At 61.9% G+C, this 26897-nt stretch carries 25 protein-coding genes; 8 read left to right on the forward strand and 17 right to left on the reverse strand.

Annotation, left to right across the window (positions count from 1 at the left end; genetic code table 11):
• Nucleotides 1-23 precede the first annotated feature (23 nt).
• Genes HMPREF3153_RS07900 through dacB form a run of 9 tightly spaced genes read right to left on the reverse strand, consistent with a single transcriptional unit; the run spans nucleotide 24 to nucleotide 7884 of the window.
• On the reverse strand, nucleotides 24-488 hold the full coding sequence (locus HMPREF3153_RS07900; protein WP_046646066.1) for a DUF3180 domain-containing protein: 465 nt from the start codon (nucleotides 486-488) through the stop codon (nucleotides 24-26).
• Nucleotides 485-952 (reverse strand): 2-amino-4-hydroxy-6-hydroxymethyldihydropteridine diphosphokinase, encoded by a 468-nt coding sequence (folK, locus tag HMPREF3153_RS07905; RefSeq protein WP_046646067.1) that lies wholly within the window; start codon nucleotides 950-952, stop codon nucleotides 485-487. Before folK ends, HMPREF3153_RS07900 begins: the two co-directional genes overlap by 4 nt.
• Complete coding sequence (gene folB, locus HMPREF3153_RS07910; RefSeq protein ID WP_046646068.1) at nucleotides 952-1317, reverse strand: dihydroneopterin aldolase; 366 nt, start codon at nucleotides 1315-1317, stop codon at nucleotides 952-954. Before folB ends, folK begins: the two co-directional genes overlap by 1 nt.
• Nucleotides 1317-2213: a dihydropteroate synthase gene (gene folP / locus HMPREF3153_RS07915; RefSeq protein WP_070420509.1), complete on the reverse strand. Its 897-nt coding sequence runs from the start codon at nucleotides 2211-2213 to the stop codon at nucleotides 1317-1319. Before folP ends, folB begins: the two co-directional genes overlap by 1 nt.
• Before the next feature lie 2 nt (nucleotides 2214-2215).
• Nucleotides 2216-2806 carry a GTP cyclohydrolase I FolE gene (gene folE, locus HMPREF3153_RS07920; RefSeq protein WP_005529850.1) on the reverse strand — a complete coding sequence of 197 codons (591 nt, stop codon included), beginning with the start codon at nucleotides 2804-2806 and terminating at the stop codon, nucleotides 2216-2218.
• Nucleotides 2796-5048: an ATP-dependent zinc metalloprotease FtsH gene (gene ftsH / locus HMPREF3153_RS07925; protein ID WP_049063859.1), complete on the reverse strand. Its 2253-nt coding sequence runs from the start codon at nucleotides 5046-5048 to the stop codon at nucleotides 2796-2798. The genes folE and ftsH overlap by 11 nt, the downstream gene beginning before the upstream one ends.
• A 6-nt stretch (nucleotides 5049-5054) precedes the next feature.
• Complete coding sequence (gene hpt / locus HMPREF3153_RS07930) at nucleotides 5055-5642, reverse strand: hypoxanthine phosphoribosyltransferase (protein ID WP_005529848.1); 588 nt, start codon at nucleotides 5640-5642, stop codon at nucleotides 5055-5057.
• Between the two features lie 12 nt (nucleotides 5643-5654).
• A complete protein-coding gene (gene tilS / locus HMPREF3153_RS07935; RefSeq protein WP_070420510.1) occupies nucleotides 5655-6620 on the reverse strand; it encodes a tRNA lysidine(34) synthetase TilS in 966 nt (321 codons plus the stop codon).
• Nucleotides 6610-7884 carry a D-alanyl-D-alanine carboxypeptidase/D-alanyl-D-alanine endopeptidase gene (dacB, locus tag HMPREF3153_RS07940; protein ID WP_070420511.1) on the reverse strand — a complete coding sequence of 425 codons (1275 nt, stop codon included), beginning with the start codon at nucleotides 7882-7884 and terminating at the stop codon, nucleotides 6610-6612. The genes tilS and dacB overlap by 11 nt, the downstream gene beginning before the upstream one ends.
• Before the next feature lie 83 nt (nucleotides 7885-7967).
• On the opposite strand from dacB, the gene HMPREF3153_RS07945 reads away from it, so the two are divergent.
• Together HMPREF3153_RS07945 and HMPREF3153_RS07950 are read left to right on the forward strand one after the other, a co-directional pair.
• On the forward strand, nucleotides 7968-8441 hold the full coding sequence (locus HMPREF3153_RS07945; RefSeq protein ID WP_034657157.1) for an inorganic diphosphatase: 474 nt from the start codon (nucleotides 7968-7970) through the stop codon (nucleotides 8439-8441).
• 178 nt (nucleotides 8442-8619) lie between these two features.
• A complete protein-coding gene (locus HMPREF3153_RS07950) occupies nucleotides 8620-9468 on the forward strand; it encodes a hypothetical protein (RefSeq protein ID WP_070420512.1) in 849 nt (282 codons plus the stop codon).
• Here HMPREF3153_RS07950 and HMPREF3153_RS07955 read toward each other — a convergent pair.
• The gene (locus HMPREF3153_RS07955; RefSeq protein ID WP_070420513.1) at nucleotides 9435-10844 is read right to left on the reverse strand and encodes an FtsX-like permease family protein; all 1410 of its coding nucleotides are present in this window, start codon (nucleotides 10842-10844) and stop codon (nucleotides 9435-9437) included. The two genes, HMPREF3153_RS07950 and HMPREF3153_RS07955, sit on opposite strands and share 34 nt — an antisense overlap.
• Complete coding sequence (locus HMPREF3153_RS07960; protein WP_070420514.1) at nucleotides 10841-11542, reverse strand: ABC transporter ATP-binding protein; 702 nt, start codon at nucleotides 11540-11542, stop codon at nucleotides 10841-10843. The genes HMPREF3153_RS07955 and HMPREF3153_RS07960 overlap by 4 nt, the downstream gene beginning before the upstream one ends.
• A gap of 110 nt (nucleotides 11543-11652) precedes the next feature.
• Between HMPREF3153_RS07960 and HMPREF3153_RS07965 the strand changes: the two genes are divergently transcribed.
• The 5 genes from HMPREF3153_RS07965 to HMPREF3153_RS07985 all read left to right on the forward strand — a co-directional run bounded on the left by HMPREF3153_RS07965 (nucleotide 11653) and on the right by HMPREF3153_RS07985 (nucleotide 17912).
• Nucleotides 11653-12357 carry a sensor histidine kinase gene (locus tag HMPREF3153_RS07965; protein ID WP_083280979.1) on the forward strand — a complete coding sequence of 235 codons (705 nt, stop codon included), beginning with the start codon at nucleotides 11653-11655 and terminating at the stop codon, nucleotides 12355-12357.
• Between the two features lie 9 nt (nucleotides 12358-12366).
• A complete protein-coding gene (locus HMPREF3153_RS07970) occupies nucleotides 12367-13023 on the forward strand; it encodes a LuxR C-terminal-related transcriptional regulator (protein WP_046646076.1) in 657 nt (218 codons plus the stop codon).
• A 117-nt stretch (nucleotides 13024-13140) separates the two neighbouring features.
• The gene (locus HMPREF3153_RS07975; RefSeq protein ID WP_046646077.1) at nucleotides 13141-13443 is read left to right on the forward strand and encodes a rhodanese-like domain-containing protein; all 303 of its coding nucleotides are present in this window, start codon (nucleotides 13141-13143) and stop codon (nucleotides 13441-13443) included.
• A 65-nt stretch (nucleotides 13444-13508) separates the two neighbouring features.
• Nucleotides 13509-13961: a MarR family winged helix-turn-helix transcriptional regulator gene (locus tag HMPREF3153_RS07980; RefSeq protein WP_005529842.1), complete on the forward strand. Its 453-nt coding sequence runs from the start codon at nucleotides 13509-13511 to the stop codon at nucleotides 13959-13961.
• Complete coding sequence (locus HMPREF3153_RS07985; protein ID WP_070420515.1) at nucleotides 13962-17912, forward strand: Pls/PosA family non-ribosomal peptide synthetase; 3951 nt, start codon at nucleotides 13962-13964, stop codon at nucleotides 17910-17912.
• 201 nt (nucleotides 17913-18113) lie between these two features.
• Here the strand turns inward: HMPREF3153_RS07985 and HMPREF3153_RS07990 are convergent, their stop codons facing one another.
• The 6 genes from HMPREF3153_RS07990 to HMPREF3153_RS08005 all read right to left on the reverse strand — a co-directional run bounded on the left by HMPREF3153_RS07990 (nucleotide 18114) and on the right by HMPREF3153_RS08005 (nucleotide 24923).
• Complete coding sequence (locus HMPREF3153_RS07990) at nucleotides 18114-18821, reverse strand: enoyl-CoA hydratase-related protein (protein WP_070420516.1); 708 nt, start codon at nucleotides 18819-18821, stop codon at nucleotides 18114-18116.
• Nucleotides 18822-18826: 5 nt separating this feature from the next.
• Nucleotides 18827-19726, reverse strand: coding sequence for a polyphosphate kinase 2 (gene ppk2 / locus HMPREF3153_RS07995; protein WP_046646080.1), 900 nt, complete (start codon nucleotides 19724-19726; stop codon nucleotides 18827-18829).
• A gap of 154 nt (nucleotides 19727-19880) precedes the next feature.
• On the reverse strand, nucleotides 19881-20033 hold the full coding sequence (locus HMPREF3153_RS12745) for a hypothetical protein (protein WP_160296081.1): 153 nt from the start codon (nucleotides 20031-20033) through the stop codon (nucleotides 19881-19883).
• Nucleotides 20034-20083: 50 nt separating this feature from the next.
• The gene (locus tag HMPREF3153_RS13145; protein ID WP_256364738.1) at nucleotides 20084-20218 is read right to left on the reverse strand and encodes a hypothetical protein; all 135 of its coding nucleotides are present in this window, start codon (nucleotides 20216-20218) and stop codon (nucleotides 20084-20086) included.
• Nucleotides 20219-20990: 772 nt separating this feature from the next.
• Complete coding sequence (groL, locus tag HMPREF3153_RS08000) at nucleotides 20991-22637, reverse strand: chaperonin GroEL (protein ID WP_070420517.1); 1647 nt, start codon at nucleotides 22635-22637, stop codon at nucleotides 20991-20993.
• A 291-nt stretch (nucleotides 22638-22928) separates the two neighbouring features.
• Nucleotides 22929-24923 carry an OPT family oligopeptide transporter gene (locus HMPREF3153_RS08005; RefSeq protein ID WP_070420518.1) on the reverse strand — a complete coding sequence of 665 codons (1995 nt, stop codon included), beginning with the start codon at nucleotides 24921-24923 and terminating at the stop codon, nucleotides 22929-22931.
• A gap of 122 nt (nucleotides 24924-25045) precedes the next feature.
• On the opposite strand from HMPREF3153_RS08005, the gene HMPREF3153_RS08010 reads away from it, so the two are divergent.
• A complete protein-coding gene (locus HMPREF3153_RS08010) occupies nucleotides 25046-26428 on the forward strand; it encodes a dipeptidase (protein WP_070420519.1) in 1383 nt (460 codons plus the stop codon).
• The last annotated feature ends 469 nt before the right edge of the window (nucleotides 26429-26897 follow it).

The following is a 26897-nucleotide window of genomic DNA, read 5'->3' on the forward strand; positions in this document are numbered from 1 at the left end:
ATTCCGTAGCTGAAAAAGACTTACTAAGTATTCCCCAGCGCGTCGGGCGGGACCTCACAATGGCGTTCCAAAACCACTCCTGCCACGGACAACGCCATGCCGCCCAGCGCCGAGGTGAGAACCCCAGCCAAGTCACTCGACGCGGCTACCAGTTCGCCCGCGCGCGGGAGCACATAAACCAGCATGCCCGCATAAGCACCGCCGACGATGGCACCCGTCCACGCCGAGGCCTTACCCACCAGCAGGAACTGCGCGATGGTCAGCGGGTTGAGCTGCGATTTGTCCAGTCCAATCCCATGCTCGTCTTCCTTGGCGCTTCGCACTTTCCACGTCAGGAACGCACACACTAACGCCATGGCCCACAACGAAATAGACACCGTGGCCGGAATGGCCAACATGGAACCGTAAAAGCGGGTGGTCAGGATAGCTGCCGCTGCGGCAACAAACAGACCAGTGCCCACGAGCCAGCCAATCGACGTCCGCTTCATAGCGGTTTCACCTGCTCCACCTCATGCGGGTCGAGCCCTGCGATGAGATCAGCCACGGCAGTATCGCCCAAGCGGGCCTTAGGGTCCGCGGCCAACCACGGCACCAGAACGAAAGCGCGCTCGTGGGCAAAAGGGTGCGGGAGGGTCAGTTCCGGGTCTTCGGAAGTAATGCCGTCTACCTGCACGATATCAACGTCGAGCGTGCGCGGACCCCAGTGCCGCACGCGCACGCGCTCCGCAGCCTGTTCCAGGCCCTGCCCGCGGCGCAGCAACTCCATCGGTGTGGAATCCACCTCCACGATGAGCACTGCATTGAGAAACTCGTCTTGGTCCTCCACTCCCCACGGCGGTGTGGAGTACACGGGCGAGGCCGCGACGGTCTCTTCCGCGAACTCGTCAAAGACCGTCTGCAACAGTGCGCGGCGGTCATCCATGTTGGAGCCAATCGATAATACCGCGCGCATCAGCCCATCTTCTTTCGGGAACGCCGTGCCACAACAGCCACGTCAGCGAAGGTGCGCGGAATCGGCGCCTTCGGTTTATGGATGGTCACCTCTACCGCGTGCAGCAGGTCGAATCGGTGCATGATGGTGTCCGCGACCTCGTTGGCCACGGTCTCGATGAGGTCCCGGGACGGGCCCTCCACGATGGTGGCCGCGACGTCGGCAAGCTCTGCGTAATTAACCGTGCCCGCCAAGTCATCGGTGGTGGGGAATTCCGTCCAACAGGTCACGTCCACGATGAAGGGCTGGCCCTCACGCTTTTCCTCCGGGAAGACCCCGTGGTAGCCAAAGCATTCGAGGCCGGTGAGTTCAATGCGATCTGCCATCAGTTGCCCTTTCCATTGGTGTAACTGCCCGTGGCGTTTAGCCCGCCAGAATACTCCAGACCGGCGTTCCAGGCGGCGGCCACGTCCACGGCGTCACGGGAGACGCCGACCTCGTGCACGCGCACGCCCCACGCGCCCATCTGCGCAGAGATTGCGGTCACCGCAGCAGTGGCCGGGTCCGCCAGGAGCGGCGAGGACTCCACGCCGCGGTCCTCGCGGATGGCAACAAGGAAGCGCTTGCGCGACGCCCCCACCAGGATGGGGAACTCGCCCTCAAGGAAGCTCGGGAGCGCTTTGAGCAGCGCCCAGTTGTCCTGCGGGGTCTTGGCAAAGCCCAGGCCCGGATCGAGGACGATGTTGTCTGCGGAAACTCCTGCTTTAAGGGCGGCGCTGGAAAGCTGCGCCAGGCGTTCGTGCACGTCGCGCACCACGTCACCGCCGTGGTCGGCGCTACCAGCCGCGGAACCGAACTGCACGGTGCGCCAATGCATCAGGCACACGGGCAGCCCGGAATCGGCCATCGCGGCGTACATCTCTTTATCCGCGAGGCCGCCAGAGACATCATTGATGAGGTCTACGCCGGCCTCGGCCGCGGCACTGGCCACGGAAGCGCGCATGGTGTCGACGGAGGTCTTGATTCCCTCTTCGTGGAGCGCACGGATCACCGGAACCACGCGCTGCTTCTCGACGTCCTCCTCCACACGCACCGCTCCCGGCCTGGTGGATTCGCCGCCGACGTCGATCATGTCAGCGCCCGCGGCGACCAGCTCGTGAGCATGCGCGAGCGCGGCATCGACGTCGATCCAGCGCCCGCCGTCGGAAAAAGAATCTTCGGTGACGTTCACGATTCCCATGACCAAGGTGCGGCCGGGGACGGTCAAGTCACTAACTGCCATTGCTAGCTCCTAATGAGGCTCATAACCTCGGCGCGGGATGCGGCGTTGCTCTTGAAACCGCCGCGCACAGCCGAGGTTGTGGTGGTGGCGCCTGGCTTGCGGATGCCGCGCATCGCCATGCACAGGTGCTCGCATTCGATGACCACGATGACGGACTGAGCATGGAGGACGTCGACAAGCGCATTAGCGATTTGGGAGGTCAGGCGCTCCTGGACCTGCGGGCGCTTGGCGTACATGTCCGCCAGACGAGCCAACTTGGACAGGCCGGTGACCTGACCGTCGGGGCCGGGGATGTAGCCGATGTGTGCCACGCCGTAGAAAGGCACGAGGTGGTGCTCGCAGGTGGAATAAATCGGGATATCACGCACGAGAACCAGCTCCTGGTGCTCTTCCGCGAAGGTCTTATGGAGGACCTCGGTGGGGTCGGCGTGCAGCCCGGCGAAGACTTCCTTATAGGCGCGGGCGACGCGGGCCGGGGTCTCTTGGAGGCCTTCGCGGTCGGGGTCCTCGCCCACCGCAATGAGCAGTTCCCGCACGGCCGCTTCGGCGCGGGCTTGGTCGAATTCTCCCTTAGCTGGGATGTTATCGCTCATTGTCGTCCTTCTTAGTGCCGTTGTAAGGGTTATTCGCGCGCTGTTCCTCGCCGTAGCTGGACCACTGATCGCTTGGTTCCTGCGGCTTGGAGTGGCGGCCACCGACGCGTGGGATCTCGGAGGTGGGGCGATCGCTCGGCGCGGCCTCTTCCGGCGCGAAGAAGGTGTTTTTACCCTCAACCTTGTCGCCGGCGTGCTGGCCAAAGCTGAAGCCAATCTCGCCCTCGGCCTGGCTTTCACCGGCAAGGCGGCGCTCGCGGGCCGCGCGGGAAGCCTCCACCAGCGTCATGCGCTTCGGAAGCTCCTCCCCGCGTTCTTTGGCCAACTCGGCCGGGGTCTTAACCGGCTCGCGGCCAGCCTGGCGCGGGAAGCGATCATCTTCGTTCGGGAAGACGTCGAAAGCCGCGCGCGGCTCGATGCCTTCGAAGATGCCCTCCAGGTCCGGACGACGCAGGGTCTCCTTGTCCAGCAGCATTTCCGCGAGCTTATCCAGGTAGTCACGGTTTTCCGCCAGGATGTCATAGGCCTGCTGATGCGCACGGTCGAGCAGGTAGCGCATTTGCTCGTCGATGCGTGCGGCCACATCGTCGGAGTACTCAATGGAGCCGCCACCCATGCCGTAGCCGAATGGGTCGCCCTGTTCCTTGCCGTACTTCACGGTGCCCAGGTCCGGTGAGAAGCCGTACTCGGTGAGCATGGAGCGTGCAATCTTGGTGGCGTTCTCAATATCGGAAGAAGCACCCGTGGTCGGCGCACCGAATACGAGTTCCTCGGCGGCACGTCCGCCCATGGCGAAGACCAAGCGGGAGAAGAGCTCGTCCCGGGTGTACATGCCCTTGTCGTCTTCCTGCGAGGTCATCGCGTGGCCACCGGTGCGGCCACGGGCCAAGATGGTGACCTTGTAAACGCGCTCAATGTCCTTGAGCGCCCAAGCGGCCAAGGTGTGGCCGCCCTCGTGGTAGGCCGTGACCTTCTTCTCGTGCTCGGAGATGATCTTGCCCTGGCGGCGCGGGCCGCCCACCACGCGGTCGGTGGCCTCTTCGAGGGCGTCATAAGTAATGACGTTGCCGCCGATACGCGCGGTCAACAGTGCTGCCTCGTTAAGAACGTTAGCCAAGTCAGCGCCGGACATACCAGCAGTGCGCTTGGCCAGCTGCGCCACATCGACTTCCTTGGCCAAAGGCTTGTCCTTAGCGTGGACGCGCAGAATCTCCTCGCGGCCAGCCAGGTCTGGGTTAGTGACCGGAATCTGGCGGTCGAAGCGGCCCGGGCGCAGCAACGCCGGGTCCAGAATATCCGGACGGTTGGTCGCGGCAATGAGGATGACACCCTCACGGTCGCCGAAGCCGTCCATCTCCACGAGCAGCTGGTTCAGGGTCTGCTCGCGCTCATCGTGCCCACCGCCGGTGCCGGAGCCGCGCTGGCGACCCACGGCGTCGATCTCATCGACGAAGATGATGCAGGGGCTGTTTTCCTTCGCCTGCTTGAACAGATCGCGCACGCGGGAGGCGCCCACGCCAACGAACATCTCCACGAAGTCGGAACCCGAGATGGAGAAGAAAGGAACGCCCGCCTCACCCGCGACGGCGCGCGCCAGCAGCGTCTTACCGGTTCCCGGAGGGCCATAAAGCAGCACGCCGCGCGGAATCTTCGCACCGAGTGCATGGTAGCGCTCTGGGTCATCCAAGAAGTCCTTGATTTCCTGCAGCTCGTCAACTGCCTCGTCCGCGCCAGCGACGTCCGCAAACGTGTTGGTGGGCATGTCCTTGGTCAGTTGCTTGGCCTTGTTACCTCCGATGCCGAACATGCCGCCGCCGTTTTGCTGCATGCGGGACATAAACCAGAAGAGGAACGCGAACAAGATGATCATCGGCAGCAAGAAGCTGACCATGGAGCCCAAGAAGGATTCCTGGGTGACCTTGGTCTGGTACTTCTCCGCCCCGGAGTCCTTTACCGAGTTGAAAATCTGCTCGGAGGCACGTGCCGGATACTTGGCGATGACCTCTTCAACGCCCTCGCGTTCCTCCACCGTGACCGGTTTCTTGAGCTTGAGGCGTACCTGTTGTTCGCGGTCGTCGATTTGCGCCTCAGCGACATTCTTATCGCTGAGCTGCTTCATCGCTACGGAAGTATCCACCCGCATGTAGCTGCGGGAGTCATTAGTGAAGAAGGTAAATGCATACAGCGCAACCAAAACGAGCGCTGCGATTCCGCCGTAGCGGAGAACATTCTTGTTTTTCATCAGTACCTATTTGTTGGTGTACACGTCAGGGTGCAAAGTGCCGACGTAGGGCAGGTCGCGGTAACGCTCCGCGTAATCGAGGCCGTAACCGATGACGAACTCGTTAGGGATATCGAATCCGACGTCGAGCAGATCGATCTCTGCGCGGATAACTTCAGGCTTACGCAGCAAGGTGACAACCTCGAGGGAACGCGGGTTGCGGCCCTTCAGGTTGCGGATGAGCCACGACAAGGTCAGGCCGGAGTCGATGATGTCCTCAACGATAAGAACGTCGCAATCCTCGATGTCGCGGTCCAAGTCCTTGAGAATGCGGACCACGCCGGAGGAGGATGTGGCATTGCCGTAGGAGGACACAGCCATGAATTCCAGCTGGGACGGAATCGACAGCTTGCGCGCAAAGTCCGTCATGAAGAAGACGGCTCCCTTGAGCACGCAAACGAGAATCAGCTCATCCTCTGCGTCCTTATATTTAGCGGAAACGCTGTCCGCCATCTCTTGAATCCTGGCTTGCAGTTCATCCTCGCCGATGAGGATTGCTTCGACGTCTTCGCCGTAGGGGTTTGCTGGGACGTTGAAATCTTTCTTGTCGTGCACGCGTGCGCTCCTTTAGTGACCGGACAATAGTGCCAGTTTGCCACCAACGCGTGACACTTCCAACCTTTGCCCCATAGTTTTGATTGTTTGCGGGTAACTCACAGCTACTCCCCCTTGCCCGTGCCAGTCCACGCACAGCTTGTCGACTCCGCGCACAGCCTCCCGCGTCACCTCCACGCCCTGCGCGTTCAGCCACGCGGCGATGGTGCGACGGCGCACCGGCTCAGCAAGGGCAGCGAGCTCGACTGCATCCATTTCGGGCGTAGCGATATCCATACTGACGCTGAGGAACTCGTCGTCGCGGGCGGCGTCGGCAGCCGCCTGCGCGAGTGCTGGCACCACGTCCCCACCAACCAGATCCGTCAGCCGCGGAATGATGTCGTGGCGCAGAGCCACTCGGCGGAAGTTGGTGTCGGAATTCTGCGGGTCGTGCCAGGGCTCAAGCCCCAGTTCCTCGCAGGCGCCGAGGGTCTGCGCGCGGCGCACGGTGAGCAGCGGGCGCACCACCTGCACGCCCTCGATCTCGGCCGTGGGCAGCATGCCGGTGACCTTGCCGCGCAGCGCGCCCAGTAACAGGGTTTCTGCTTGGTCGTCGGCGGTGTGCGCCACGGCAACGGGGGCGTCGGTAGCAGCCGCGAACGCGCGGTAGCGAGCCACTCGCGCGGCGGCCTCCATGGAGCCTTGCTTCGCGACGTCCACCTTCAGCACCCGCGCACGCGCCCCCAAGGTCTCAGCCTGCGCCGCGGCCTTCGCCGCCTGCTCGGCCGATCCGTCCTGCAGACCATGGTCGATGCACAACGCCTCGACGTCGAAGCCCTCGGCTACCAGCGCGGCAGTCAGCGCCAGCGAGTCGGCGCCTCCCGAAAGCCCCACAGCGATTTCCCGGCACGCGACGAAGTCAGCGACCGCGCGTCGGCAGGCCAGAAAGTTTGGCGAGACCCGCGGCCAAAATGGCGTGCCCGTGAACCTAGAAGTCATGGAGCGCGCTGGCCAGGGCGTCTTGCGCCTTGCGGGCGCCAAGGATGTCTCCGTCGTTGACTAGGAAAGCGAAGGCGTACACGCGGCCGGAGTTGCCCTGCACAGTGCCGGCCAAGGCGGAGACGCCAGTCAGCGTGCCGGTCTTGGCGCGCACGAAGCCACGCGCTCCAGAATCGCCATAGCGGGTGTACAGCGTTCCGTCGCCACCAGCCAGCGGCAGGTAGCCCAGCAACGGGCGCAGCTCGTCGGTCTCTGTGGACATGTTCATGATTTGCGTGAGCACCGCAGCCGAAATGCGGTTTTCGGTGGAGAGGCCAGAGTTGTCCTTGATCGTCACTCCCGTGACGTCAATCTTGTTAACCTTCAGCACCTCGAGGGTGGCCTCGGCAGCACCGGCGAAGCTCGGCTCCTTGCCGCGCGCAATCGCCAGCTCGCGTCCGATGGCCTCAGCCATGACGTTGTCCGAATCCTTCGCGGCGTCCTGCGCGCGCTCAGACAGCGGCGCGGACTGCACCTCGCCCAGCACCACGCCGGCCTGCGGCGCAGTGCCCTGGCTGACTTTGTCGGTCCCCAGGCGCTTGGCCAGGGCCTTCGCTAGGTCCTGGGCAGGGGTGTGGCTGCGCGGGACGTCGCCAGTGGTCTTGCCCAGGCGACCGCCGTAGAGCATGATGGGCTCCATCGGTGCGACGAATCCCTCATCGACATTCTCCGGGTCCCAGCCCGGTGCCTGCGGGGCGCCCGCCCAGGCGCTGGTGTCGAGAATGACCTCGTCAGCCTTACCCACCTGCGAGGCCAAATCGTCGAGCTGTTCGGAGGTCATCCAGACGTCGCCAGCCGCGCGCAGCACCACGGTGCCTTCCTTCTCCCCCTGCATGACCTGGGTGATTATCCGCTCGTCCTCGTCGAGCGCCAACGTCGCGGCGGCCAGCGTGAGGACCTTCGTGGAGGAAGCGGGCGTCAAGGGGCGCGCGGCATCGCGGTCCCACACGACCTCGCCAGTGGTGGTGTCGATGACCTGCCCGCCAAAGGTGGCCAAGGCCGGGTCCTTGCCCAACTCATTGAGCCTGCCCTTCAACGCCATCAAATCCACCTCGCCTGGCTCCGCGACCTGCAAAGGAGTCACCGGCGCCTCCTGCGAGTAGGGCGTGCCGTGGTCCAGTCCGTTGTAGGTGCGCTGGATGTTTACGCCTAGGACAGCCGTGCCTGCAATGGCAGCGGCCATCACCACGGCCGTGCCTGTCCACCACATGTGCTTCGCTTTCATCGCCTTTCACCCTAGCGCGATTGCGCGGCACGGTAGACTATTGGGAGCAATTGACAGACAACTTCCCAATGGAGGAATTCGCAGTGAGCGTGCAAGTTACCATCGAGATCCCAAAGGGCTCCCGCAACAAGTACGAGGTTGACCACGAGACCGGCAAGGTCTTCCTTGACCGTTACCTGTTCACCCCGATGGCCTACCCGGCTGACTACGGTTTCATCGACCACACCCTCGGTGAGGACGGCGACCCGCTCGATGCACTGGTCATCCTGCCGGAGCCAGTTTTCCCGGGCGTTGTTGTTGAGGCTCGCGTCCTCGGCGTCTTCAAGATGACCGACGAGGCCGGCGGCGACGACAAGCTGCTTTGCGTCATCGATGATCCGCGCTGGGAGCGCTACCAGGACATCAACGATGTTGAGGATTCCATCAAGGACGAGATCGAGCACTTCTTCGTCCACTACAAGGACCTGGAGCCGAACAAGGAAGTTACCGGCTCTGGCTGGGGCGACAAGGCTGAGGCGGAAAAGATCCTCGAAGAGGCTATCGCTCGCCACAAGTAAGGCTTGGGGCCGAGCGCCTCTGGCGCCCCCTGGCGCGACAGCTTCGCACTTCTGAGGTACATTTTGCCAAGCAAGGGCTTGAAACCCGCGGGTTTTCGCCCACTATTTGGCAAAATGTACCTTTCGCGTTTTCGGGGGAACAACGCGAAGGCCTAGAAGCACCATCGAGGGGGAAGCGATGGAAATTTACACGGGCAGAAATGCCTCACGCCGCGGCGGGCTCAAAATCTGCCACGGGCTCTACCTCTCTGCGGATCCAAGCCCGCACCAACTCGCGGAGATCCTTACCCGGCGCTGGCCCGATAGCGCGCTCGACGGCTACTCCGCCGCAGCCAAGCACCTAAACCAGCGCCTTAAGTTTCCGCTGCAGCTAATCCGCGCCAACCGGCTACCCGAGAGCACCTACTTCAAAAGCCGCCGGGCACAGCCCAAGGGCGTATTCCCCTACGACGAAGTCAACGTGTGCAATCCGCTCCAGGCCCTCGAAATAATGGAAGAAAATCACGCGGTGGATTTCCTCGAGCATCTGCTACCCGGCAAGCACGCACGGGAGCGGCTCAAGCTCTGGGAGCTGGACTTCCCGAGGTTTCCAGCCCACACCCGGCGCGTGCTGGAGCGGGCCATCCTCGGCGCGGATTCGGTGCCCGAGCGCCGGCTCACCCGCGCCCTCGAGCCGTACTTTGAGGTCCGCAACAACGCAATGATTGGCCCCTACCGCTGGGACCTGCGGCTCGATAAGCATCGCATCGCCATCGAGGTGGACGGCTATGCCTATCACAGCGGCGAGACTAGACAGCGTTTCGAACTAGATCGCCAAAAGCTTAACGACGCCGCACATCGCGGCTGGATTCCTCTCCACTACACGGCCACGACCATAAAGCACCACTGTGACAAAGTAGTGCAGCAAGTACTCGCCATTGCCCACGGCAAGAAGAGCTATCTCCGCCCGCCGTGGGACTGGCACTTTCTCTGGAGCCACGAGCGAGAGGGCACTTACTCGCGGCGTCCGCCAGAACGCAGCGCGTAGGTGCGCAGCGGCTCTACCGCAACGACGGCAACCAAGGTGACGATCCAGCCGGCACCTAGGAAGGACAACGCCATCAGGATGCGGGAGGTAACGTCGACGTCCATGCCTGGGTCGCCGCTTGCGAACATGATGAATGCCAGCGGCGAGCCCAGCATAAAGCCCAGCAGGCTCACCACTACGACTGGAGCTAGGACCTCGAGCAGCGAAACACCAGAAAGGAAGCTGCGCCGCACGCCCATCAGGCTCAAGGAGCGCCCCAGGCTGGCATCCTCAAAGGCCGCGGAGGCTTGTCCCAGGAAGATAGAGATACCCGTTAACACGAAGCCAAAGATCAAAGTCAGAAGCGCTCCGGTCGAGATATCAGTGAAGACAGTAAGGATGTGTTCTTCTTCGCGCATGGCGAGGGTAAGGCCGTCGTCGCCAAGCGGTGCTCCCACCAGGTAGCCAGCAAGGAAGCCGAAGAAAGCCATGGTCATGACGCGTCGCCAGATGGCCTTCGAGTTGGTGGCGATGCGCTGGCAGGCCACGAGATGCGCAGTGCCCGGGAAATTAGCCATGATCTGCGCGCCCACTTGCAACACGTAGGGAGCCACGAAGTTGATGCTCATCGCGATGAGAAAAAGCATGCTCAACATGCCAATAATAACGCCCTGATCAGCGGAGAAGCTGAATCCCTTAAGGAAAATGACGCCACCCACCACCACAATGATGAAGAGGATAAGGCGCCAGCGCTTCAGCGCCGGTGGCATCTGACGCCTGGCGACGCCCAGCGGGCTCACGCGCACGCGCTGCATACCGACGAACGCGGCGGACAACACAAGCAGCACAACAGTCGCCGCCACGGTGAGGTAGCCCCACCACGGCAGGTGCAGTTCTTCTAGCTGGACTTGGCGCTCCTGGAAAGAAAGGTGAGTGAACACGGGAGCCACCAGCAGGCTTAAGAGCCAACCCAAGAAGACACCGATGAGGGCTTGGAAGCCGGTCTCGAGAACTGTCATGCGGGTGACTTGGCGTGAACTTAGGCCGATAAGGCGCAGGGTGGCCAGGCGCTTCTCGCGTCCCGAAGCGCCCAGGATAGCTGCCTGCGCGGTCAGGCTGAACAGCGCTGGAATCAGGAAAACGCATGCGAAGAGTGCAAGATCAAACCAGACATAGAGGAAATCCTCGTAATCGTTGTAAAGCTCCATCAACCCCGGCGCGGCGTCCTCGATATGGTGCGCCCGTTCCCAAAGCATCCAGGTACCGCCGGCCACCAGGAAAGCGATGGCCGAGCCGATGGTCAAACTGGCAATCGCCACGATGCTCACCACGCCGGTTCCGGAGCGAGCGCGGATCGATTCGCGGTGCAGGTCCCTAACTAGAGTTGCGGTCCTCATCGTTGCCCTCCCCTAGCTTCAGCGTTGAGACGCCGGTCGTCGTGGATGATGCCATCGCGGATCTCTACGCGGCGTTCCATCCAATCCGCGACCTTTGGGTCGTGGGTGACCATGACCATGCTGGCGCCGGATTGGCGCACCACGGTGGTCAGCAGCTGCATGACCTCGTGCCCGGTGGACTGATCGAGCGCGCCGGTCGGTTCATCCGCGAACACGATGGCCGGGTTTGCCGCCAGCGCACGCGCGATGGCCACGCGCTGGGCTTGGCCGCCGGAGACTTCGGCGGGGCGTCGTTCAGCGAGCTCGCCCAACCCAAGCTGGTCCAGCAGGCGCATCGCCTTCTTACGCGCCACCGAGCGCCGCACGCCGCACAGCAAGGCCGGCAGCGCCACGTTGTCCATGTTGCTCAGTTCTGGCAGCAGCTGCCCGTCTTGGAAGACAAAGCCAAAGTTTTCAAGGCGCAGCCGCGAACGGCCGGAATCGCCTAGCGCGGAAAGCTGCGTATCGCCGAAGGATACCGTGCCGTCGCTCGGGCGCAGAACGCCAGACATGCAGTGCAACAAGGTGGACTTGCCGGAACCGGAAGGGCCCATGACGGCGACGAGTTCGCCGGGTTGAATGTCAAGAGAGATTCCAGCGAGCACGGGCGCCCCGCCGTAATCCTTGGTGATGTCATGCAATGAGAGTGTCTGTGTCATAGTCCTCATTTCACCTTTTCCGGCACCTGCAGGCCATGGCCTAGGCACTGCTTTTTCAGGTAGTGCTGGCACTACCCTCGCTAGGTACCACCCTAACTAAGCTGGAAATCGTGTTTCGTAATCGCAAAGCTAAGCCCCAGCCCAGCAATGAGCAGCGCCAGGCTGCGATCATCGCTGAGCTGACCACTTCCCGGCGCGCCATCGCCGATGCTTACGAGGTCGAGCGCGCCCGCATCGAACGCGATTTACACGATGGCGCGCAGCAATACTTGGTGGCCGCCAGCATCAAGTTGGGCGAGGCCGAGTTAGACACTGAGGGCCCGGTCCTGGCGCTGATTCGGGAGGCCAAGCGCGAGCTGGATGCCGGCCTTAACAGCTTGCGCGCTACCGTCCATGGCATTCACCCCCAGGTGCTGCAGGACCACGGCTTGGTCGCCGCGCTTTCCGACGTCGCTTCTTCCTACGGCTCTCACATCTCCATCTTCGCCCCGCACCCACTGCCGCACCTATCCCCCAGCGTGCTCGCCGCGGGATATTTCTTCGGCACCGAAGCACTGACCAACGCCGCAAAGCACGCACCGGACGCACCGGTGAGCGTGCTTGTTACTTCGGATGCCTCGCTGCATATCTCCGTCGTGGACGAGGGCCCCGGCGGGGCACGGGTAATACCAGGTCACGGACTAGCGGGAATGGCAGAAAGGCTAGCGGCATTCGGCGGGAGGATGCAGGTCCACTCGTCGGAAGGCGGGCCGACGAAGATCAATTGCGAGATTCCCCTGCTGCTTGAACGCGGCAGCAGCGGGCTGGCGGAGTAGGTGGCAGGCATGAGCGGGCTAAAGATTGTCATCGCGGATGATTCCGCGCTGTTGCGAGAAGGCGTGGCCGGACTTTTGGAGCGGCGCGGCCACCACGTGGTGGGCCAGGCGGCGGATGCGCCGGAATTAACCGCTCTGGTGGACGCGCTAGATGAGCTTCCCGACATCGTCATCACGGATGTGCGCATGCCGCCCGGGATGTCCGATGACGGGCTAAAGGCGGGCGTGGCCTTGCGGCGCCGCTACCCAGAGCTGGCGGTGATGGTGCTTTCCCAGTACGTGGCGCCGGCGTATGCGGTGGAGCTTTTTGAAAACACCACCGCGGGCACGGGCTACCTGCTCAAAGATCGCGTCTCTGAGGTGGCGGACTTCCTGTCCAGCCTGGATGTGGTTGCGCAGGGCGGCACCGTCATCGACCCCACCGTGGCGCGCGCATTGATGCAGTCAGGCCGCAGCGGCTTGGGCGAGCTCAGCCCCCGCGAGCGCGAGGTCCTGGAGCTGATGTCGCGTGGGCAATCTAATAAGGAGATTGCCGCCGAGCTCGTGCTTTCGGCGGCCGCCGTGGCCAAGCACGTGTCCAACATCTTTTTGAAGCTGCGTTTGGATCCCAGCGAGGACAACCGCCGCGTGAAGGCCATTCTGGAGTATCTCTCCGCAAACCGCTAGCTCTCCCTTCAAGGCACATTTTGCCAACTAAGCCCTCGAAAACTGCAGTTTCAAGGGCACTATTTGGCAAATTGTGCATGGGAGTCCCCCATCTCACCGCACCGGTAGGCTGGGCCTATGGAAAACGTTGAACCAAACCAGGTACCAGAAGGCGCGCAGCTCATCGACGTCCGCGAAACCCACGAGTGGGAGGTAGAGCACGCCAAGGGCGCGACTCATATTCCGATGAGTGAAATCGTGGGTCGCCTCGACGAAATCGATCTGGACCGCGACATCTATTTGATCTGCCACGCCGGCGGCCGCAGCTTCCAAGTGGGCCAGTACCTCGAGCAGGCTCGCGGCTGGGACGTCATCAACGTGCTCGGCGGCACCGACGCCTGGATTGCGCAGGGCATGCCCACCGTCTACGACGACAAATGAAAATAAACAATGGGGACTTACCCATAATTTAGGATTCTTACGTTGGGGCGTCTAGCCTTATCTGTATGGCTACGACTATTTCAATCCCCAACGCTCTCCTCGAATCTCCTTCCTTCCAGCTCGAGCGCCTCCGCCGCCGCACCCGCGACGGCGTCGAGCAAGCGCTCAGCGCCCGCCAGACCACCATCCGCGAGTACTGGGTATTGACCTGCCTCGTCGACGGCGACGTCGCCTCCCAGTCGGCCCTTTCGGAGACCCTAGCCATCGACGCCTCCGACATGGTTCGCCTCATCGACTCTCTCGAGGAGCGCAGCTGGGCCAAGCGCGAGCGCGACCCCAAGGATCGCCGCCGCCAAATCGTTGCGTCGACCAAGAAGGGCGTCAAGGCGCACAAGGAGCTTGCCGATCTCGTCGCGGCCGCCGAGGACGCCGCCCTCGACGAGTCCACCTCCAAGCAGCTCAAGCACCTGCGTAAGCTCGCCACCGCCATCATCGGCCCTAACGAGGATGATGCTTAAATGGCGGAAGATGAAAAGAGTACCGGGCGCCACGCGCTGCCCGAGGACCCCTTAGACGCGCACCAGCCTGGCGCCGGAATCATTCACGTCCCCGAGCAGTACCTGCTGGGCGAGCATGCCCCACGCGAACGCACGCTCTGGGACATCATTTGCACTACTGCTGAGCTGCATCCCGACGCCGCCGCGCTTGACGACGGCGAGGTGCTCACCTATTCCGAGCTGATCACCGATGTCGAGGCGTGGGCCAGCGAGCTGCGCGCCAACGGCGTGCGCCGCGGCGACCGCATCGGCATCCGGATGACCTCCGGCAAGCGAGAACTTTACCTGGCGATTCTGGCCACCTTGGCTGCGGGCGCGGCCTACGTGCCTGTCGATGCCGACGACCCCGACGAGCGCGCCGAGATGGTCTTCGGCGAGGCCGACATCGACGGCGTGTTCAGCGACGAAGGCTTCCGCTCCCTGCGTCCGCAGCGCCCCGCAGCAAGAGGCGACGAGGCCGGCGCGCCGACCCCGGACGATACCGCCTGGATCATCTTTACCTCCGGCTCCACCGGCAAGCCCAAGGGCGTTGCCGTCAGCCACCGCTCCGCGGCCGCATTTGTTGACGCTGAGGCAGCTCTTTTCCTCGTGGATCATCCGCACGGCCCGCTCGGCCCCGACGACCGCGTCCTCGCAGGCCTCTCCGTAGCCTTTGACGCCTCCTGCGAAGAGATGTGGTTAGCCTGGGGCCACGGCGCCTGTCTGGTGCCCGCGCCACGTTCTCTGGTCCGCTCCGGCATGGACTTAGGCCCCTGGCTCATCCGCCGCGACATCACCGTCGTGTCCACCGTCCCTACCTTGGCGGGCCTGTGGCCAGCCGAGGCGCTCGACAACATTCGCCTGCTCATCGTCGGCGGCGAAGCCTGCTCCCAGGAACTGGTGGACCGTCTGGTAACCGATGACCGTGAGATGTGGAATACCTACGGCCCAACCGAGGCCACCGTCGTGGCCTGCGCGCAGCGCATGCTGCCAGGCCGCCCCGTGTCCATCGGTTTGCCTTTGAACGGCTGGGACTTGGTGGTCGTCGACAAGCAAGGCTTCCCCGTGGGCCTCGGCGAGGTCGGCGAACTCGTCATCGGTGGCGTGGGACTCGCCCGCTACCTGGACCCAGCCAAGGACGCGGAAAAGTACGCGCCGCTGCAGTCCATGGCGTGGCAGCGTGCCTACCGCACGGGCGACCACGTGCGCTTGGAGGAAGACGGCCTTTACTTCGTGGGCCGCGTGGACGACCAAGTCAAGATTGGCGGCCGCCGCATCGAGCTCGGTGAGGTCGAGGCCAACGTCGCCGCGTTGCCCAACGTCTATAACTCGGCCGTGGCCGTGCAGAAGACCCCAGGCGGCGAATCCGTGCTGGTGGGCTATGTGTCCCTCGAGGACGAAGCAAAGGGCTTCGACCAGCAAGCCGCGCACGATCGTCTCGCTGAGACCATGCCTGCGGCCTTGGTCCCTCGCATCTGTGTGATGGAGGAGCTGCCCATCCGCACCTCCGGCAAGGTGGACAAGAAGGCCCTGCCGTGGCCACTGCCGGGCGTTGGTGTGGAAGCCGCGGGGCTTACCCAAACCGAACAGTGGCTTGCCCAATTGTGGGTCGAAACCCTCGGTGTTTCCGTCTCCGATGAGAACGCGGACTTCTTCTCCTTGGGCGGCACCTCTCTGGCCGCCGCGACGCTCGTGGGCCGCATCCGCGAGCGGTACCCCACCGTGGCTGTGCGGGATCTCTACGACCACCCGCGTCTCGGCTCCCTCGCCGAGCACATCGGGGGCGCTGAGGAGCGCCCCGCCACCGTCGCCCCGCGCTCCGTGCGCAAGGTCAGCGGCCGCACCCGCGCGCTGCAGACCCTCATCCAGGTCCCGGTGATGACCCTGGCTGCCACCTCCTGGCTGGCCTGGCTGCTGCTGGGCTCCAACCTCGCCCACGCCGTCGGCGCGGACTGGGCGCTGACCACCCCGTGGTGGCTGGTGGCTGTCATGGTCATCGTCTTCGCCACTCCAATTGGCCGCATCCCTATCGGCGGCTACGGAGCACGCCTTCTCACCAGTGGAATTGAGCCCGGTGACTACCCGCGCGGCGGCTCGACGCACCTGCGCATCTGGGCCGCTGAGCGCTGGGCCGATGCCTCCGGATCACGGTCTATTGCCGGCGCCACCTGGGTCAACAACTATGCCCGCACCTTGGGCGTGAAGATTGGCCGCGGCGTCGACTTGCACTCCCTGCCGCCGGTCACGGGCCTGCTGGCCCTCGGCGACCACGCCGCCATCGAGCCGGAGGTGGACCTCTCCGGCTACTGGCTCGACGGCGATATCCTCCACGTCGGCGCCATCAACGTTGCCGAAGGCGCGCGCGTCGGTGCGCGCTCGACGCTGCTGCCGGGCACCAACGTGGGCAAGTACTCCCACGTGGAGGCCGGTTCCACGGTTACCGGCAAGAAGAAAATCAAGGACGGCCAGCGCTGGTCCGGCTCGCCGGCCAAGAAGGTGGGCCGCTCCAAACACCGATTCCCTTCCGAGCTGCCAAAGCGCCGCCCATGGTGGGTGGCTTTCTACGGCCTGACCTCGATTCTGCTCGCAATCCAGCCCATCGTGGCGCTGGGTCTCGGCGCGGCGTTGGTCGTGTGGGGTCTCCACGTAACCGAAGGCAACGACTTCATCGGCTCCCTCTTCTTCGCCCCATTCGGCGCGCTGGTGGCCTTCGCTTTCTACATGGCGCAGACCTGGCTGGGCGTGCGGATTCTGTCCATCGGGGTCAAGCCGGGCGTCGTTCCGGTGCGTTCTGCCGCAGGCTGGCGCTTGTGGTCCATCGAGCGCCTCATGGACGATGCCCGCACCACCTTGTTCCCGCTCTACGCCTCGCAGCTGACTCCCCTGTGGTTCCGCACGCTCGGTGCCAAGATCGGCAAGGACGCGGAGATTTCCACCGCGGTGATGATCCCCAAGCTCACGGACATCAAGGACGGTGCGTTCCTCGCCGACGACACCATGATCGGCGGCTACGAACTCGGCGGCGGCTGGATGCTCACTGGTGAGACCAAGGTGGGCAAGCGCTCCTTCGTGGGCAACTCCGGAATCACGGGCCCAGGCCGCAAGCTGTCGAAGAACTCACTGGTTGCAGTGCTCTCGTCGACGCCAAAGAAGTCCAAGTCCGGTTCCAACTGGTGGGGCTCCCCGCCGGAGCGCATGCGTCGCGTCGAAGCACACGTGGACGGCGTGCAGGGCGAGTCTTTGACCTACAACCCGGGCTTCGGGGTCAAGGCAGCGCGCGGCGTCGTGGAAACGATGCGCTTGCTCGCGCCAATGACCTCTGCGATGCTCTTGGCCGGTGTTCTGGCCAGCCTTTACGCCCTTGTCGATTCCTTTGGCATCGCTGTTGCCTGGCTGCTTTCCGGTCTCATCTTGATGGCCGCCGGGGGCGTCGGCATGGCGATCACCGTGGCCGTGAAGTGGATCTGCGTGGGCCAACACCGCTCGGGTGACCACCCGCTGTGGTCCGCCTTCGTGTGGCTCAACGAGCTCCAAGACGCCTTCGTGGAGGCAGTCGCTGCGCCGTGGTTCTTCCAGCACACGCTGGGCACCGGTGAGATTAACCTCGGCCTGCGCGCTCTTGGCGTCAAGATTGGCGGCGGCGCGTGGATTGATTCCTACTGGTTCCCGGAAACCGACCTGTGTATTGTGGGCGCCGGCGCCTCCGTGGGTCCAGGCACCGTCGTGCAGACGCACCTCTTCCAGGACCGCGTGATGAGCCTCGACACGGTCACCATTGAGGCCGGCTCCACGCTAGCGTCCCACTCCGTGGCGCTGCCGGCGTCGCTGGTGGGCAAGGCCGCCACCGTGGGCCCAGGCTCGCTGGTTATGCGCGGTGACCGCGTACCTGCCAACTCGGTATGGCAGGGTAACCCGATTGAGCCCTGGGCTTAACCCCGCTACTGCTCCACCCCGTAGCCGCCCTGATTGCCAAATTGGCGCCGATTTCTTTCACATTTGCGCCACGATTTGGCAATCAGGGCGGCTTTCTCTTGCATGCCCCTTAGAACTATGACCGCCCCTAACTGCCACATAGTCTCGGAATTCCGACGGCAGGAAATCCCCACGCTCTAGCAGCTAGGGGCATCGGACGGTTTACTGCTGACGCGCCCGCCACGCTTCTACACGGGCAGCGTTACGCTCTTCTTCAGTAAAGGGGCTTGACGACGACGTGGCAAACTCCATCTTGAGATTAAGCAAGGTATGTGGGGAGCCTTTGCCGATTTGCGCTGCCGCTGCCATAACTTCCTCGCGACTACCTGCGCTGATCGCGAATCCAGTAGACAGTGCGTCTTCTAAGCTAAGAATCTCCCCGGCAATCAGCATCCGGCGGGCCCATGAGCCACCGACAAGCAGCTGAAGATTGCGAACAGTAGCAGGATCAACGCCGATGCCCATTTTGGCTACCGGCAAGCTAAAGCTGATGGCTTGGGCGGCGGATGCCGCCGGGGCTACAAAGCGGATATCGCAGGCCATGGCGAGCATCATTCCGGCACCGATAGCGGGGCCTTCGATCCAAGCGATGACAGGGACCGGTAATCGGGCAATCTTTGCGAAGAGTGCCTCAAGGGTCGGGTACAACTCGCCTTGAAAATTTTGGGAAGTCAGATCAGCGCCCGCGCTGAACACGGGGCCGTCTGCTTCAATTAGAACTGTCGACGCGCCTGCCTCAACCGCAGCGTCTAATGCCATTGCCAAGTCCTTGCAGAGCGCCACGCTTAACGCGTTGCGTTTTTCTGCACGCGTGAGGCGTACGCTCCACAAGCCACTCTCGAGTTCGGCGGCGGCGACGAGGCTAGACATCGAGTTTAATCGCCAATTTGATCGCGACCACGCATAACGATTTGCGGGTCAGGCTCGCCAACTACCTCGTGGTCCTTGTTGGTGTACTCAAACTTAGAGAGCACGTAGCGCATAGCGTTGATACGAGCGCGCTTCTTGTCGTTGGACTTGATGGTGATCCACGGGGACTCTTCGGTATCCGTGTAGCGGAACTGCTCTTCCTTGGCCCGGGTGTAATCATCCCACTTATCTAGGGAAGCTAGATCCATTGGGGAAAGCTTCCACTGGCGTACTGGGTCAATCTGGCGGATCGCAAAGCGGGTGCGCTGTTCCTTACGAGTAACGGAGAACCACAGCTTGGTCAGGGAAATACCAGAGCCAAGAATCATGTTTTCAAGCATCGGGACTTCGCGCAGGAACTCTGCGTGCTGGGACTCGGTGCAAAAACCCATGACGCGTTCGACGCCGGAACGGTTGTACCAGGAGCGGTCGAAGAAAACGATTTCGCCGCCGGCTGGGAAGTGCTGAATATAGCGCTGGAAGTACCAAGAGGTCGACTCACGTGGGGACGGCTTCTCCAATGCGACGGTGCGCGCACCACGTGGGTTGAGGTGCTCATTAAAGCGCTTGATGGTGCCACCCTTGCCTGCTGCGTCACGGCCCTCAAACAAGATGATGTGGCGCTGGCCGGTTTCTTTGGTCCAGTTCTGCCACTTCAGCAGCTCGATTTGGAGCGCACGCTTGGTGCTCTCATACTCATCGCGCGACATGCGCTCTTCGTACGGGTAGTTCTCTCGCCAGGTTTCAATTGGCGAACCATCCGGCATGATGAGGGCCGGGTCGTCCTCGTCAGAATCATCGACGACGTAGCCGTCGGTCTTAGCAAGGTCAATCTCAGGAAGTTCGTCGTCTTTAATGTCAGCCATACTTAAAAGTTTACCGGTCACCCAACCATTCGGCGCGCTAAATTACACTACAACTCCACCGATTTACCCCTAAGCCCTCCCCCACCCAGACATAGCAAAAGAGCCCCACCAAAAGGTGAGGCTCTTAGAAATCGCTTACGCGATAGGGATGTTCTTAGACGAACATACCGATCAGCTTGGAAGCACCCTCAGCCAAGGTCAGGAACGGCTTCAGGAAGGTGTGAACGATCTCGAAGTCACGAACGAGTGCGTCGAGGGAGAAGCCGTCGGAAGAAAGCTCGAAGGTCTTGTTAAGAACGGAAGACATATGTTACTCCTGTTAGATGATTTCCGGAGGGAGGTTTTAGATGTTATGAATTACTTGCTGGAAAGCAGGTCGAGTACAACAGCGCTGTTGAACAGTACGCCGCCGATGGAACCAAGAACCTTGGTCCAACCCTCCCAGGTGGCAACGAAGTTGTCGAGGTGGGTCTGAATCATAGAGAGGTCCATTATGAACTCCTTAGATAGGTTTCGGGCATTTACACCCGAGGGTATTGCGGATTTGCAGACACCCTCTGTGGGCGTCACGGGAAACTATTTTGTCACAATCTGGCGACAAGGCAAGTTGAAACGCGAGTGAGATTTTCGTCAGTTTGCTATAAGCCGCGTTACAGAGTTAAGGCTATGACATTAAACACATTGATGGCGAAACTTATTTACCAGCGAAAATAATGATCCGATCACCGACTCAACTTAAGAATATATGTGCACCCGTAACGGATCCTGGCTAGTTTTCGACATAGCAAAACCGCTCGCAAATGCTTTAGAAAACTTTTTTCACCCCTCACTTTTTACCCTACAACGGGGGCGAATTGACCCCGCCAGAAGCCGCCACACCGACTTGACCGATGGGGCGCATGGGATAGAAATCGATCTCGCAAGTTTCATTCGATTCACTTGCGCCACTTCATTAACAGCGCGGAGATTTCCTCATCGCCGCCGAAAAGGCAGTGCGCACGACCCCGCAAGGGGCGCCTCCACGGCGACCGTTGCCCAGCCGTACATGTCTCGATCTAGCGGCGTCTGCCGCGACCCCGCACACTTTTGCCGAAAGGTTGGTAGCGACACGCGCGATGGAACATCGGAAAGTAGCTCCAGGCGCCACCTGACCCCTTTTGCCCGGCTGTCCTTCCCATGGCGCCTACAGCATGACAAAAGCGCGCCAACGCCCCTCACGGGGCATCAGCGCGCCTTATTACTAAGCGGGTGCTTCTACTGACTACTAGAAGCCCATACCACCCATCGCGTCAGCGTCCGGCATTGCATTGCCAGCGCCAGCCGGCTGCGGCTTGTCAGCGACAACAGCCTCAGTGGTCAGGAACAGCGCTGCGATGGAAGCAGCGTTCTGCAGTGCGGAGCGGGTGACCTTGACCGGGTCATTGATGCCAGCAGACATCAGGTCAACGTACTCGCCGGTTGCAGCATTCAGACCCTGGCCAGCAGGCAGGGATGCAACCTTGTCAGCAACAACGCCCGGCTCCAGGCCAGCGTTGTGGGCAATCTGCTTCAGCGGTGCAGACAGTGCCTCACGAACGATCTTCACACCGGTTGCTTCGTCGCCGGTGAGGTTATCCAGCGCATCCAGAGCGGAAGCAGCCTGCAGCAGCGCAACGCCACCGCCGGCAACGATGCCCTCTTCAACAGCAGCCTTTGCGTTGCGGACTGCGTCCTCAATGCGGTGCTTGCGCTCCTTGAGCTCAACCTCAGTTGCAGCGCCGACCTTCAGGACAGCAACGCCGCCAGCCAGCTTGGCCAGGCGCTCCTGCAGCTTCTCACGGTCGTAATCAGAATCGGAGTTCTCAATCTCAGCGCGGATCTGCTTGATGCGGCCGTCGATCTGCTCCTGGTTGCCAGCACCCTGGACGATGGTGGTGTCATCCTTGGTGACAACAACCTTGCGCGCCTGGCCGAGGTACTCAATCTCAGCGGTCTCGAGGGAAAGGCCAACCTCTTCGGAGATGACCTGGCCGCCGGTCAGGATAGCCATATCCTGCAGGGTAGCCTTGCGGCGGTCGCCGAAGCCCGGAGCCTTAACAGCAACGGACTTGAAGGTGCCACGGATCTTGTTCACGACGAGGGTGGACAGGGCCTCACCCTCAACGTCCTCGGCGATGATCAGCAGCGGCTTGCCAGTCTGCATGACCTTCTCCAGCAGCGGAACGAGGTCCTTGATGTTAGAGATCTTGGAAGAAACCAGCAGGATGTACGGATCCTCGAGGACTGCCTCCTGACGCTCCATATCAGTAGCGAAGTAACCGGAGATGTAGCCCTTGTCGAAGCGCATACCCTCAGTAACCTCGAGGTCCACACCGAAGGTGTTGGACTCTTCAACGGTGATAACGGAATCCTTGTTTACGGATCCGTTGCCCACGGTGTACATAGCCTCAGCGATCTTGGCACCGATTGCCGGGTCAGCGGCAGAGATGCCTGCGGTGGTTGCGATTTCTTCCTGGGTCTCAATCTCCTTCGCGGAGGAGAGCAGGGAGTCAACAACAGCCTTGGTTGCGGACTCGATACCGCGCTTGATGCCCATAGGGTTAGAACCAGCGGCTACGTTGCGCAGGCCCTCACGAACCAGTGCCTGTGCGAGAACGGTAGCGGTGGTAGTGCCGTCACCGGCAACGTCGTCAGTCTTCTTGGCGACTTCCTTAACCAGCTCAGCGCCGATCTTCTCGTAAGGATCTTCCAGCTCGATCTCGCGAGCGATGGAGACACCATCGTTAGTAATGGTCGGGGCGCCCCAGGACTTCTCCAGGACGACGTTGCGGCCCTTAGGGCCGAGGGTGACCTTAACTGCGTCGGCCAGCGTGTTCAGACCACGCTCAAGGCCGCGACGTGCCTCTTCATCGAAGGCAATAATCTTTGCCATTGTGTTTGTGCTCCTTAGTTTTGTTTAGGACGACACTCACGTCTGTATCTATACGGACGCCCGCGACGGCACGGCTGGTGAGTGTGGACCAGCCTCAACCACATAGATGGGGTTTTCTGGCACTTGCCCTACGGGAGTGCTAGCGACCATTCTGGCACTCCCCCACTACGAGTGCAAGGTAAGACACGAGCTGCCCGGCACGCTATAAGCGAACACCCGCGCCGGTAAACGGCGCGGGTGTAAAAAGACGCGGGTGTGAAGAGGCGCGGGTACAGGCAGCGCCGGAAAGCGCTAGCTCTTGGTGACCTTTGACTTGGTCCAGCGGTAAGCAAAGCCGATGCCCACCACGAACAAGATGATGCCCAGGACGTTGGAGACGGTGCCACCTTCGAAAATCTCCAGCGGGGACTCCCCGCCGGAGGCCGCGATGATAGCGGCGTTGACCACGCCGAACAGGGACTCACCAACAATGAGGCCAGTTGCCAGCAGGGTGCCCATGCGCTTAGAGAAGTCAGGGTTGGATTGCTTGGCGGCCCACTTGTCATAGAAGTAGCCCAAGATGGCGCCGATCGGGATGATGATGGTCAGCGAGGCCGGCAGGTACATGCCCATGCCAACAGCCAGCGGAGACAGCGAGTACTTGCTGGTGGTCCTGCGCAAGACCTCGTCGATGACGATGAGCACAGCGCCGATAGCCGCACCAGTAAAGATAAGGTTCCAATCCAGCGAGCTATCAAAGATGCCGGAAGCCACCGACGACATAAGAGCAGCCTGCGGTGCAGCGAGGGCGTCTTCGCCAGCGCCTTCCATGCCCTGGAAGCCAAAGCCGGTGAGCATGACCTGCAGAATCGGCGGGATGACCACAGAGCCAAACAGCACACCGATAATGAGTGCCACCTGCTGCTTCCACGGGGTCGCGCCGACGAGCTGGCCGGTCTTGAGATCCTGCAAGTTGTCGTTGGAAATCGTGGCGATGCCAAAGACAATCGCCGCGGTGAACAAGGTGTAGGCCACGAGCGAAAGCGGATCCGCAGAGGTACCGCGGGTAACAGCGGCGATAAGCAGCGAGGCCGCGAGCACAGCAATGATGCCCACGGAGGAAATCGGCGAGTTCGACGCACCGATAAGGCCCGCCATGTAACCACACACAGAGGCCACGATGAGGCCCACCAACAGGGTGAACAGGACGGAGACCGTAATGAGCACGCCCATGTGCTCATGGATATCAGTGCCCGAGATAAAGTCCCACAGCAGCAGCGCAATCGGGACCATCAAAATGACGATGGTTCCTAGGACATAAGGGAATGGGATGTCGCGCTCAGCCACGTCCACGTTTTGGCCGGCTTTGCGCTGGCGGGAAGAAGCCAGGGACTCGGAGATGCCCTTGACGATTGGGCCGGTGATCTTGAGGAGCGTCCAGATAGCGGCGATAGCCATAGCACCCACGCCGATGAAGCGAATCTCACCAGAGAATACGGAGTCGACGGTATCGGCAAGCGCGGTGGCATCGAGTCCGCCGATATCGCCGGCAGTGTGCATCGGCAACAGGATGAAGAAGGAGATGACAACGCCCACGAGCATTGCGATACCCACGGACATGCCAACCAGGTGACCCACGCCGATGAGCGCCATGGATAGCGAGGTGCCCAGGGTGGTGGCACCGGAGCCCAGCTTGAAGTAGGTAGATACTGACGAGGCCACGGCCTTCATCGCGGCAAGCAGAGCCATCGCTGCGGAGATGATGCCGCCAACGAGGATGACGCGCAGACCCTTGGCGTTTTCTTCATGGGCGGCTGCGGAAGCGCCGTTGTCGGCGCCGACCTTGAGCACCTCCGCGGCGGCGACGCCCTCCGGGTAAGGCAGGTCGGAGCCCGTCACCAAGGCACGGCGCAGCGGGATGGAGTACATCACGCCGAGCACGCCACCGATGGCGCAGACCGCAGCAGTCTCCCAGAAGCTAAAGCCCTTCCAATAACCCACCATGACCAAGCCCGGCAGGACGAAGATGATGGCAGAGAGGGTGCCAGCGGCAGACGCAATGGTCTGCACGATGTTGTTCTCTTTGATGTTGTGACCAGCGAACCTGCGCAGCACGGCCATGGAGATGACGGCTGCCGGAATCGAGGTAGCAAAAGTCAGGCCGACTTTGAGGCCGAGGTAGACGTTGGCAGCGGTGAATACCAGTGTGATCAGTCCACCGATGAGAATGCCACGCAGTGTGAGCTCGCGCAGTGTTGGACCAGCAGAAGCTGGCGAGGACGAAGCGGGGGCGGCGTTGTGTGCCATGCCGAATTCCTTCTAGTGAGAAATCTATTTAGATTCTGTAATTAAGTACCCATAAACCCTAGTCCACACGGGCAGAAACTCAAACGTTCAGGCATCCCTACGCGGCGGGTATGTTAGTGAGCATGACTGCTATTTCTGAATTCATCACCGCCGACCGCGAGCGCATCTTCGCTCAGCTCAAGGAGCTCGTCTCCTTCAACTCCGTTCACAATGAGCCAGGTCTGGAAGAAGAGTGCGCCAAGGCCGCCGCATGGGTCCGCTCCGCATTGACCGAAGCAGGCGTCGACGTCGAGGCCATTCCTACTGCTGACGGCTCCACCGCGCTCGTCGGCAAGCGCGCGGGCAAAGAGGGCGCCAAGACCGTGCTGCTCTACTCCCACTACGATGTTGTCCCCGTCGGCCCGCGTGAACCGTGGGAGTCCGATCCGCTGACCCTGACCGAGCGCCCATCCGCCTCCGGCGAGGTGCGTTGGTACGGCCGCGGCGCAGCGGACTGCAAGGGCAACGTCGCAATGCACTTGGCTGCCCTGCGCGCGATCGACACCAACGGTGGCACCGACCTCAACCTCACCTTCCTCATCGAAGGCTCCGAGGAGCGCGGCGGCGAGGGCCTGTCCGCCCTCATCGAGGAGCGCCCGGAGCTGTTTGCTGCCGACGCCATCCTCATCGCCGACGCCGGCAATGCCAAGGCCGGCCTGCCTACCCTGACCACCTCCCTGCGCGGCGGCGCGCAGATCTACGTGCAGGTTGACACCCTCGAGGCGGGCGTGCACTCCGGTCAGTTTGGCGGCGCAGCTCCCGACGCCGTCAAGGCACTCATGCGCGCACTCGATTCTCTCAGCGACGAGCATGGTCGCACGGTTATCGATGGCGTCGACTGCGCAGGCTCCTGGCCGCTGGCGGAAGGCCAGAGCAGTGCCTACGCTCCGGAGGACTTCCGTTCCGATGCACAGATGCTCGACGGCACCGAGATCATGGGTTCCCAGGATCCGGCAGGCGCCACCGAGATCGCCGACATGATCTGGGCTCGCCCGGCAATTACCGTTACCGGCTTCACCTCCACCCCGGTTGCCGAGGCCGTCAACGCAGTTCCGGCCACCGCTGCTGCAAACCTCAACCTGCGCACCCCAGCCATCATGGACCCCCGCTCTACCGCGGAGGCCGTGGCCGAGCACCTGAAGAAGCACGTGCCGTGGGGCGCGCACATCAAGGTCGAGATCCTCGAGGCTAACCGCGGCTTTGAAACTGATCCGGAAAAGCCAGCCGCAACGCTGCTCGGCGAGTGCCTCGCCGAAGCCTACGGCACAGAAACCATCTCCCAGGGCATGGGCGGTTCCATCCCGCTGACCGTGGAGCTGCAGGAGAAGCACCCGAATGCCGAGATCGCACTCTTCGGCGTTGAGGATCCGAAGGCCACCATCCACTCCGCCAACGAGTCTGTGGATCCAACGGAGATCGAAAAGATTGCTACTGCCGAGGCTTACTTCCTCCAGCGCTTCGCCTAAAACCAACCTGCCAGATCAGTTAAGAGAGCAAGTTAAGAGAGCAAAAGGTACTTTTATTTAAGGGGTACGCCATGACGGCGTGCCCCTGTGTGCTGCCAAACTAGCCCCATATATAACTGCCTCCTTAAAAATCTGTGACTTTTAGAAAGTCGGCAGGTATAGTCGCCAGTATTGGCTGCGCCATTCGTGATGCGTCCCCCAAACCTGTTTTCTCCAATTTTCAACGCTTGCGGTGAATGCTTGGAGCATGACTTCCATACATCCACCCTTGCACCCTCGGCGTCAATGCGGTGAGAAAAGGGGGCGTTGACGCTGCCAGTGGCACCTTCCTAGGTTCCTTTCAAAGTGGTTCATTAACCGGCCAGATACCTCTGCTTCGGCCCGCGATGAGTTCATCGGCGCATGCTTGAATTTGAATACATGTCACACGTGCGCCACTGTGTTCGTGCGGCTCCGAACGAGAAGGAGA

The sequence above is a fragment of the Corynebacterium sp. HMSC06C06 genome (assembly GCF_001807295.1).
Lineage (GTDB): Bacteria > Actinomycetota > Actinomycetes > Mycobacteriales > Mycobacteriaceae > Corynebacterium > Corynebacterium striatum.

Coding starts and splice junctions, on each gene's coding strand:
- HMPREF3153_RS07900 (WP_046646066.1), bottom strand. CDS start 488: ATGAAGCGGACGTCGATTGGCTGGCTCGTGGGCACTGGTCTGTTTGTT.
- folK (WP_046646067.1), bottom strand. CDS start 952: ATGCGCGCGGTATTATCGATTGGCTCCAACATGGATGACCGCCGCGCA.
- folB (WP_046646068.1), bottom strand. CDS start 1,317: ATGGCAGATCGCATTGAACTCACCGGCCTCGAATGCTTTGGCTACCAC.
- folP (WP_070420509.1), bottom strand. CDS start 2,213: ATGGCAGTTAGTGACTTGACCGTCCCCGGCCGCACCTTGGTCATGGGA.
- folE (WP_005529850.1), bottom strand. CDS start 2,806: ATGAGCGATAACATCCCAGCTAAGGGAGAATTCGACCAAGCCCGCGCC.
- ftsH (WP_049063859.1), bottom strand. CDS start 5,048: ATGAAAAACAAGAATGTTCTCCGCTACGGCGGAATCGCAGCGCTCGTT.
- tilS (WP_070420510.1), bottom strand. CDS start 6,620: ATGACTTCTAGGTTCACGGGCACGCCATTTTGGCCGCGGGTCTCGCCA.
- dacB (WP_070420511.1), bottom strand. CDS start 7,884: ATGAAAGCGAAGCACATGTGGTGGACAGGCACGGCCGTGGTGATGGCC.
- HMPREF3153_RS07950 (WP_070420512.1), top strand. CDS start 8,620: ATGGAAATTTACACGGGCAGAAATGCCTCACGCCGCGGCGGGCTCAAA.
- HMPREF3153_RS07955 (WP_070420513.1), bottom strand. CDS start 10,844: ATGAGGACCGCAACTCTAGTTAGGGACCTGCACCGCGAATCGATCCGC.
- HMPREF3153_RS07960 (WP_070420514.1), bottom strand. CDS start 11,542: ATGACACAGACACTCTCATTGCATGACATCACCAAGGATTACGGCGGG.
- HMPREF3153_RS07970 (WP_046646076.1), top strand. CDS start 12,367: ATGAGCGGGCTAAAGATTGTCATCGCGGATGATTCCGCGCTGTTGCGA.
- HMPREF3153_RS07975 (WP_046646077.1), top strand. CDS start 13,141: ATGGAAAACGTTGAACCAAACCAGGTACCAGAAGGCGCGCAGCTCATC.
- HMPREF3153_RS07980 (WP_005529842.1), top strand. CDS start 13,509: ATGGCTACGACTATTTCAATCCCCAACGCTCTCCTCGAATCTCCTTCC.
- HMPREF3153_RS07985 (WP_070420515.1), top strand. CDS start 13,962: ATGGCGGAAGATGAAAAGAGTACCGGGCGCCACGCGCTGCCCGAGGAC.
- HMPREF3153_RS07990 (WP_070420516.1), bottom strand. CDS start 18,821: ATGTCTAGCCTCGTCGCCGCCGCCGAACTCGAGAGTGGCTTGTGGAGC.
- ppk2 (WP_046646080.1), bottom strand. CDS start 19,726: ATGGCTGACATTAAAGACGACGAACTTCCTGAGATTGACCTTGCTAAG.
- HMPREF3153_RS12745 (WP_160296081.1), bottom strand. CDS start 20,033: ATGTCTTCCGTTCTTAACAAGACCTTCGAGCTTTCTTCCGACGGCTTC.
- HMPREF3153_RS13145 (WP_256364738.1), bottom strand. CDS start 20,218: ATGGACCTCTCTATGATTCAGACCCACCTCGACAACTTCGTTGCCACC.
- groL (WP_070420517.1), bottom strand. CDS start 22,637: ATGGCAAAGATTATTGCCTTCGATGAAGAGGCACGTCGCGGCCTTGAG.
- HMPREF3153_RS08005 (WP_070420518.1), bottom strand. CDS start 24,923: ATGGCACACAACGCCGCCCCCGCTTCGTCCTCGCCAGCTTCTGCTGGT.
- HMPREF3153_RS08010 (WP_070420519.1), top strand. CDS start 25,046: ATGACTGCTATTTCTGAATTCATCACCGCCGACCGCGAGCGCATCTTC.